The 8,404-nt window shown below is 70.8% G+C and carries 8 protein-coding genes and 1 pseudogene; all 9 read right to left on the minus strand.

The features are described from left to right. Window positions 1-793: SURF1 family protein (locus CCS38_RS02690; protein ID WP_223731560.1), on the minus strand; the 793-nt coding region annotated here is incomplete at its 3' end. A 71-nt stretch (window positions 794-864) separates the two neighbouring features. Next, window positions 865-2,226, minus strand: coding sequence for a hypothetical protein (locus CCS38_RS02695; RefSeq protein ID WP_223731561.1), 1,362 nt, complete (start codon window positions 2,224-2,226; stop codon window positions 865-867). Further along, entirely contained in the window at window positions 2,223-2,795 is a 573-nt protein-coding gene (locus tag CCS38_RS02700; RefSeq protein WP_223731562.1) for a SigE family RNA polymerase sigma factor, read from the minus strand. The genes CCS38_RS02695 and CCS38_RS02700 overlap by 4 nt, the downstream gene beginning before the upstream one ends. 548 nt (window positions 2,796-3,343) lie before the next feature. Then, window positions 3,344-4,441 carry an aspartate-semialdehyde dehydrogenase gene (locus CCS38_RS02705; RefSeq protein WP_372456973.1) on the minus strand — a complete coding sequence of 366 codons (1,098 nt, stop codon included), beginning with the start codon at window positions 4,439-4,441 and terminating at the stop codon, window positions 3,344-3,346. 80 nt (window positions 4,442-4,521) lie between these two features. After that, window positions 4,522-5,793, minus strand: coding sequence for an aspartate kinase (locus CCS38_RS02710; protein WP_223731564.1), 1,272 nt, complete (start codon window positions 5,791-5,793; stop codon window positions 4,522-4,524). Window positions 5,794-6,220: 427 nt separating this feature from the next. Further along, window positions 6,221-6,880 (minus strand): DUF5063 domain-containing protein, encoded by a 660-nt coding sequence (locus tag CCS38_RS02715; protein WP_030259947.1) that lies wholly within the window; start codon window positions 6,878-6,880, stop codon window positions 6,221-6,223. Further along, window positions 6,873-7,472, minus strand: coding sequence for a recombination mediator RecR (recR, locus tag CCS38_RS02720; RefSeq protein WP_030259945.1), 600 nt, complete (start codon window positions 7,470-7,472; stop codon window positions 6,873-6,875). Before recR ends, CCS38_RS02715 begins: the two co-directional genes overlap by 8 nt. 77 nt (window positions 7,473-7,549) lie before the next feature. Then, window positions 7,550-7,909, minus strand: coding sequence for a YbaB/EbfC family nucleoid-associated protein (locus CCS38_RS02725; protein WP_223731565.1), 360 nt, complete (start codon window positions 7,907-7,909; stop codon window positions 7,550-7,552). 196 nt (window positions 7,910-8,105) lie between these two features. Continuing rightward, window positions 8,106-8,404: pseudogene (locus CCS38_RS02730) on the minus strand (DNA polymerase III subunit gamma and tau); the annotation flags it as partial.

Below are 8,404 nucleotides of genomic sequence, written 5' to 3' on the forward strand. Positions count from 1 at the left end.
TCCCCGTCCCCAGCCCCTCCGCCGGGATGCCCAGCGCGGCGTCCCGGGCCGCTTCCGACTCGCGGCGGAAGAGGCGGAACCACATGAAGAGGACGAAGCCCGCGAAGACGAACCACTCGCCGGTGTAGCCGAGGTTCTGGAATGCCTTGAGGTCGAGCCCGCTGCCCTCAACCGCGGCCGGCGGTACGGCCTTCAGCGGGGCCTGGGCGTGCGAGACCGTGATCCAGGCGTCGTACACGTCGTACGGCACGATGTTGACCAGCGACGCCGCGCTGATCATGCCGAGCTGCCCCTGTGGCAGACCGCCGCCCGCCTGGACGCCGTTCGTGCCCTGGTTCTCCGACGCCTGCAGCGCGCCGGTGACGGTCACCTCGCCGCGCGGCGGCGCCGGTACCTTCGCCGTGTCGGCCTTGGCGTCCGCGTCGCCCGGCAGCCAGCCGCGTACGACGGGCAGCGCCTTGCCGCCGTCCGTACGCAGCATGGTCAGCACGTAGAAGCCGGTCCGTTCGCCGAGCTGCCGGCCGGGGACGAGCAGCTGATGACCGGTGTCGTAGTGCCCGGTCGCGGTGGCGCGCCGGCCCGAGGTGTTCTTGTCGACGGGCAGCAGCTGCGTCAGCGGGCGGGCGGCCGCGGTCTTGGCGTCGGCCGCCTGGTGTTCCTGCTGCTGGTGCGTGTCGACGCGGTCCTCGAAGCGGCTCAGCTGCCAGCTGCCCATGAAGACGCACACGGGGATCGCCAGCAGGACGAAGACGTTGATTCCCCACCATCGCGGGGTGAGCAGGAACCGGTACACACCATCAAAGGTACGGGCACGTGCCTCGTACCCGGACGGCGGGCCCGTATCTGGCCCGGCCCCGTGAGGACCTACTGCGCCGGCAGCGGACCCGTGCGGTACACCGTTCCTGCACACGCGTCGTTGATCGTGGTGGTCGCGGCCGACGGCTCGCCGGCCTCCGGGGTGTGGCTGACCGCCACGCTGGCCGCCTGCGTACCGTCGTCCGCCGACCCGTCGCTGCCGCTGCCCGTCTGGTCACCGCTGCCGTCGGCCGACGAGGAGTTCGCCGGCTCGCCGGAGCCCGCCCCCTCGGAGCTTCCGGGCGTCGGCGTACCGGGCGCCGCGCAGCCCGAAGGCCCGCCGCCCTCCGCCGGGACCCAGGCGAACTTCACTTCGTACGCCTGGCCGGGCTTCAGCACGATCTGGTCGGGTGCGGCGGCCGGGTCCGGCAGGCCCGGCGCGGCGTCGCCCGCCGTGTGGTCGACGACCTGGACGCGGGTCGGGTCGGCGCTGCCCTGGGCGACGGCGATCACGCTGCCGCCGCCGTCGACCGCGCAGGTCGCGGCGGAGGTGTTGACGACCCGCAGGGAGCCGTAGACGCGGCCTTCGGCGTCGGGCGTGCCGAGGCCGGCGCTGCCGCTGCCGAGCTGGGCGCGCAGGCAGGTGGGCGAGGTGACGTCCATCGTCGCGGTCGGGTCGGCGGCGGAGCCGCCGGGCGCCTCGGTCCTGCCGTCCTTCGCCTGGCCCTTGTCCTCGCCGGTCTTCTTGCCGTCCTTGTCGGTCTTCTTGCCGTCCTTGCCGGTCGGGCGGTCGCTGTGCCGGCTGCTCTTGCCGCCCTCGGTGCCGCCGGTGGTGACGTGCGCCTCGGAGCTGCTGGCGGCGTTGGCGCGGCGGTCGGCGGCGTCGTCCCCGCCGTTCGCGACGTGCAGCATGGCGGGCATGGCCGTACCGCCGAGGAGCAGTACGGCGGCCGCGCCGACCACGGCGTGCCGGCGGCGCCTGCGTCGGGCCGGTACCGCGCGGCGGAGGGTGTCGAGGGAGTCGGGGGACGGTTCCAGGTCCTGTACGGCGGACTGCAGGAGATTCCGCAGCTCCTCCTCGCCACCGCCACCGGAACCACCGTCGTCGAATCCGGTCCCGGAACCACCGCCGTCGAATCCGGCCCCGGAGCCACCGCCGTCGAATACGGTCCCGCTGAACCCGGCCCCGCCGAGACCGCCGTCGGCGTCGCGCCCGCCCTCTCCCCTGGCACCGTTGTCATCCGAGGCCGAGGCCGCCGCCGAAGCCGACGCCGAGGCCGCCCCCGAGGCCCCGCGCTCCGTACCGTGCGCCTGTCCGTCCTCGTCCCGCGTCTCCCGCTCCGGCCGCCCGCTTTCCGAGCGCGCCGTTCCCTCCGCCCCCGACGCCCCCTCGGATGCGGGCTCGTGCGGGCCGTGCTGCTTGCTGGTCATGCCGGAGCCTCCATGGCGACGCGCAGCGCCGCGATACCCCGTGAGCCGTACGCCTTCACCGAACCGAGCGATATGCCCAGCGTCTCGGCGACCTGCGCTTCGGTCATGTCGGCGAAGTAGCGCAGCACGAGGACTTCGCGCTGGCGCCGCTGCAGACCGCGCATCGCCTTGATCAATTGGTCCCGCTCCAGCTGTTCGTACGCGCCCTCTTCGGCGCTCGCCATGTCGGGCATCGGCTTGGAGAGCAGCTTCAGCCCGAGGATGCGGCGGCGCAGCGCGGAGCGGGAGAGGTTGACGACCGTCTGCCGCAGATAGGCGAGGGTCTTCTCTGGTTCGCGTACGCGTCCGCGCGCGGAGTGCACGCGGATGAACGCTTCCTGGACGACGTCCTCGCAGGACGCGGTGTCGTCCAGGAGCAGCGCGGCGAGACCGAGCAGGGAGCGGTAGTGCGCTCTGTAGGTCTCGGTGAGGTGGTCGACTGTCGTGCCGGCTGCCATCGCCTCGTCAGCCCCGTGCTGCGACGGTGCCTGCGTGGGACGCGCGGCGGGCCAGGGGGCGATCACCGGCATGCCACCGGGGACGCGAGTACGCGACGGCCGCGCCACAGCTGCGCCGCCCGCGCTCCCAGGGCCGATTGCAATGCCGAGTACCTCTGCCACGCCTGTTGGACACGCTTCCCCCCGTCAGGGTTGTACGCGCAAGGCACCGTTTTTGGCGATGCGTTGAATGCCCTCATGCGTACCAGCTCTTCCCCGATGCCCCATATTGCCCGTGCCCATAAGGGCGGTTTTACGTACTTGCCGCAGCCCTCGCGGGACCTTCCCCGTACGCCGTGCCGTGCGCGTCGCCGAACCGTGCTGTGCCGAACGCCCAGGAGGGGCGGCGACAAAGACGCTCCCCGCGCGGCTGCGGTTGCAGTCGACGGGGAGCGAATGGCCGAGCGGGCCATCGGACCTGATCAAGGGACCAGGGCATATGGTCCGCTCACAGGACCTTCACAAGTAGTCAGCGAATTATTACCCACCGGGGAAGCTCTTGGGGAGTGGGTTCTTCGAACTTCAAGTAATTGCGATCCCTGTGGACCGACGCCTCGTCAGCCTGCCGGTCAGCCCGCTCGTCAGCTTCCGCCCGTCAGCTCCGCCGCGACCACCTCGGCGATCTGCGCCGTGTTCAGCGCCGCGCCCTTGCGGAGGTTGTCGCCGCACACGAAGAGTTCGAGCGCGTGCGGGTCGTCCAGGGACCTGCGCACCCGCCCGACCCAGGTCGGGTCCGTGCCGACCACGTCGGCGGGCGTGGGGAACTCGCCCTCCCCCGGGTCGTCGCAGAGGACGACGGCGGGCGCCGCGGCCAGGATCTCGTGCGCCCCGGCCACCGTGACCTCGCGCTCGAAGCGCGCGTGCACGGTCAGCGAGTGGGTGGTGATCACCGGTACGCGGACGCAGGTCGCGGTGACCCGCAGGTCCGGCAGTCCGAGGATCTTGCGGGACTCGTTGCGGACCTTCAGCTCCTCGGAGGACCAGCCGTCCTCCTGCAGGGACCCGGCCCACGGCACGACGTTGAGCGCCATCGGCGCGGGGAACGGACCGAGGTCGTCGCCGACGGCCCGCCGTACGTCGCCGGGGGCCGTCCCCAGCTCCGTACCGGACACCGCGGACAGCTGGCCGCGCAGCGCGTCGACGCCGGCCTTCCCGGCGCCGGAGACGGCTTGGTACGAGGAGACGATCAGCTCGCTCAGGCCGTACTCGGCGTGCAGCGCGCCCAGCGCGACGATCATCGAGAGCGTCGTGCAGTTCGGGTTGGCGATGATGCCGCGCGGCCGTACGCGGGCGGCGCGCGCGTTGACCTCCGGTACGACCAGCGGGACGTCCGGGTCCATCCGGAAGGCGGCGGAGTTGTCGACGACCACCGCGCCCTTGGCGGCGGCGATCGGTGCCCACTTCGCCGAGACCTCGTCCGGCACGTCGAAGAGGGCGATGTCGATGTCGTCGAAGACCTCTTCGGCGAGCGCGAGGACCTCGGTCTCCGCGCCCCGTACGGTCAGCTTGCGCCCCGCCGAGCGCGGCGAGGCGATCAGCCGTACCTCGCCCCAGATGTCGGCGTGCTCGGACAGGATGCCGAGCAGTACACCGCCGACGGCGCCGGTCGCGCCGACGACGGCGAGGTTCGGCTTGCGGGCCGCACGGTCCTCCGCGCGGCCCGCCCGGGCCGCCGCCACCGGATCGCTGTCCGGGAGCGGCGCCCCATGGGCCGGTGCCGGCAGCCCGTCGGCCGCCGGCGTCAGCCCATCAGGTGTGATCATCGTCCGGTGCCGCCATAGACCACGGCCTCGTCGGAATCGGTGTCGAGACCGAACGCGCTGTGGACGGCCTGCACGGCCTCGTTGACGTCATCGGCACGCGTGACGACCGAGATGCGGATCTCGGAGGTCGAGATGAGCTCGATGTTCACGCCCGCGTTGGACAGCGCCTCGAAGAACCCGGCGGTGACGCCCGGGTTGGTCTTCATACCGGCGCCGACCAGCGAGATCTTCGCGATCTGGTCGTCGTAGCGCAGCGAGTCGAAGCCGACCGACGGCTTGGTCTTCTCCAGCGCCGCGATGGCCTTGCGGCCCTCGGTCTTCGGCAGCGTGAAGGAGATGTCGGTCAGGCCCGTGGACGCGGCCGAGACGTTCTGCACAACCATGTCGATGTTGATCTCGGCGTCCGCGATGGCACGGAAGATCGTCGCGGCCTCGCCCGGCTTGTCCGGTACGCCGACAACCGTGACCTTCGCCTCGGAGGTGTCGTGCGCGACGCCCGAGATGATCGCCTGCTCCATCGGCTGGTCCCCTTGCGGTTCGTTGCTGACCCACGTGCCCCGCAGCCCCGAGAACGAGGACCGGACGTGGATCGGGATGTTGTAACGGCGTGCGTACTCGACGCAGCGGTGCAGCAGCACCTTGGAACCGGAGCTGGCCAGCTCCAGCATGTCCTCGAACGAGATCCAGTCGATCTTGCGGGCCTTCTTCACGACCCGCGGGTCGGCGGTGAAGACACCGTCGACGTCGGTGTAGATCTCGCAGACGTCCGCATCCAGCGCTGCGGCCAGCGCGACGGCGGTCGTGTCCGAGCCGCCGCGGCCCAGCGTGGTGATGTCCTTCTTGTCCTGGGACACACCCTGGAAACCGGCGACGATCGCGATGTTGCCCTCGTCGACGGACGTCTTGATCCGGCCCGGCGTGACGTCGATGATCCGTGCCTTGTTGTGCACGGAGTCCGTTATGACGCCGGCCTGGCTGCCCGTGAAGGACTGCGCCTCGTGTCCGAGGTTTTTGATCGCCATCGCCAGCAGGGCCATGGAGATCCGCTCTCCGGCGGTCAGCAGCATGTCGAACTCGCGCCCCGACGGAATCGGGGAAACTTCCTCCGCGAGATCGATCAGCTCGTCCGTCGTGTCGCCCATCGCCGAGACCACTACGACAACTTGGTTGCCGTTCTTCTTGGCCTCGACGATTCGCTTGGCAACGCGCTTGATGCCCTCGGCATCCGCAACGGATGAGCCGCCGTACTTCTGCACGACAAGGCCCACGTGTGCTCGCTCCTCGCAACTGTCTGTCGGATCCCCGGGTACCTGCGGGTTCCGCAGGTCTGCGGGCGTTTCCGGACCCCTGTGCAGGGGCCATGCGGTCGGCTCAGTCTATCGAGCAGGCGGAATCCGCCTCGCCAATACCACATCGTGAGACACATTGCTCGCTACGCGATCAGAACAGTCGGCGTGCCGGTCGTACGCGGCCTCCTGTGAGGCCGTACGCGACCGAAGCGCCCTCCGCCGTGACCGGCGCGAGCGACTCGCGTCCTGCTTCCGAGTATCTCCCGAAACGGTCGGCGTGGCGCATCGTCGCGCCCGCTCGGCAAGCCACCTGCCCGCTTCGGAGGAGAGCACACGGAAACCATGCGGAAACGTAAGCCAGGTCACAGGGCGTACGGGGGCGCGGAAGCGCCGCCCGACGCCCGCCTCACCCCTGGCGCAGGCCGAGCGGTCCGGCAATCTCCGCCGCCATGACCTTCCCGGCCTCTTCCTCCAGGTTCTCCTCGCCGTCGGCACCGCTGTCGGTGTCCAGGCCGTCCAGCTCGTCCAGCGGCTGGTCCAGGCGTACGTGCGCGACCAGGGACTGCAGGGCGCGCAGCGCGGCGCTGGCGGTCGGCCCCCAGTTCGACAGGTACGAGAACTGCCACCACCACAGGGCCTCGCTGATCCGCCCGGCCCGGTAGTGCGCGAGGCCGTGCCGCAGGTCGGTCACGATGTCGGCGAGGTCGTCGGAGATCCGGCAGGCCACGGGCGCACTGCGCGGTACGTACGGGTCGAACAGCTCGTTGTACACGTCCACCGGGTCCAGCAGCGTCGCGAACCGCTCGCGCAGCTCGTCCACGTCCGGCTCCGGGCCGATGTCCGGCTCGTACCGGTCCTGCGGGACGATGTCCTCGTGCGCGCCCAGCCGGCCGCCGGTGAGCAGCAGCTGCGAGATCTCCAGCAGCAGGAAGGGCACGGCGCTGTCCGGCTCGTCACCGCGCGCCACTTCCGTGACCGCGACGATGAAGCTCTCGACCGAGTCGGAGATCTGTACGGCGAAGTCGTCCGGATTCTGCGTGGCGTTGTGCAACGTGGGATCAGACATCGAGAAGTCTCCGTCCTTCGAAGGCCCGCCCGAGCGTGACCTCGTCGGCATACTCCAGATCGCCTCCGACCGGCAGTCCGCTGGCCAGACGCGTCACCTTCAGCCCCATGGGCTTGATCATGCGCGCGAGGTACGTGGCGGTCGCCTCGCCCTCGAGGTTCGGATCGGTGGCCAGGATCAGCTCGCCGACCGTGCCGTCGGCGAGCCGGGCCAGCAGCTCTCGTATCCGCAGGTCGTCCGGGCCCACGCCCTCGATGGGGCTGATCGCCCCGCCCAGTACGTGGTACCGGCCGCGGAACTCCCGCGTCCGCTCGATCGCGACGACGTCCTTGGGCTCCTCGACCACGCAGATGACCGCGGGGTCGCGGCGCGGGTCACGGCAGACCTGGCACTGCTCGTCCTGCGCGACATTGCCGCACACGCTGCAGAACCGGACCTTCGCCTTGACCTCCATCAGCGCGTTCGCCAGCCGGCGGACGTCGGTCGGCTCGGCCTGGAGGATGTGGAAAGCGATCCGCTGCGCGCTCTTGGGACCGACGCCGGGCAGCCGTCCCAGCTCGTCGATCAGATCCTGAACCACGCCTTCGTACACGGAACGCTCTCTCCCTTGTCCGCCCTGCTCCGTACGCTAGTTGGCCTCCTGCCCGAAGGGGAGGCCCCGGCCCGCTGTCAGAAGGGGAGGCCGGGGATGCCGCTGCCGCCGCCGAGGCCCTGCGCGAGCGGGCCCAGCTTGTCCTCCTGGAGCTTCGCGGCCGCGGCGTTGGCGTCCTGAACAGCGGCGATGACGAGATCCGCGAGGGTCTCTGCCGTCTCCTCGGGCGTCGCCGCCTCCGGGTCCACCGCCTTGGGGTCGATCTCCAGGCCCTTCAGCTCGCCGGCGCCGGTCACGGTCGCCTTGACGAGCCCACCGCCGGCCGACCCCGAAACGGGCGTCTGCGCCAGCTCCTGCTGGGCCGCCGCGAGGTCCTGCTGCATCTTCTGAGCCTGCTGAAGCAGCTGCTGCATATCGGGCTGACCACCGGGGATCACTGCGGACTCCTGCCGTACGACTACACATGTTTGCGGTAGCCCGAGCCTACGTGCTCCGTGGCCGCCGCGCCCTACACCGCAGGGAGGAGTACGGATGTACGTCTCCCCCGGGCCACCCCGAGCCTGCGGCGATTACGGAAAGCGACATATGGAGGGTTGATCTTCACTTTCCGTCCCTCCGTCCGCCGCCGCGGGCTCACTCGTTGTTGTACTCCTCTATGACCGTCGCGCCGAGCTCGCGGACGATGAGGTCGTAGCCGCTGAGGGCGGTGTCGACGAGGTCGGGGTCGTCCTCGGTCGGCATGTCCTCATCGATCGAGTACGACGGGGGCTCCGGCTCGCGGTACGCGGGCTCGGCGGCCGGGGCCTGGGCCTGCTGCGCGCCGGCCGAGGCCACGGCCTGCCGGGCGCGCTGCGCGCCCTGGCCGCCGCCCGCGCTTCCCGCCTGGTCGGGCGTGCTCTGCGGGGGCGGGGCAGGAGCCGCGGCCTGCTGCG

Source organism: Streptomyces purpurogeneiscleroticus, assembly GCF_020024005.1.
Classification (GTDB): domain Bacteria; phylum Actinomycetota; class Actinomycetes; order Streptomycetales; family Streptomycetaceae; genus Streptomyces; species Streptomyces purpurogeneiscleroticus.

Bases quoted from the DNA above. Each gene is read 5' to 3' on its own strand.
- CCS38_RS02695 (WP_223731561.1), bottom strand. From the start codon at position 2,226: ATGACCAGCAAGCAGCACGGCCCGCACGAGCCCGCATCCGAGGGGGCG.
- CCS38_RS02700 (WP_223731562.1), bottom strand. From the start codon at position 2,795: ATGCCGGTGATCGCCCCCTGGCCCGCCGCGCGTCCCACGCAGGCACCG.
- CCS38_RS02715 (WP_030259947.1), bottom strand. From the start codon at position 6,880: ATGTCTGATCCCACGTTGCACAACGCCACGCAGAATCCGGACGACTTC.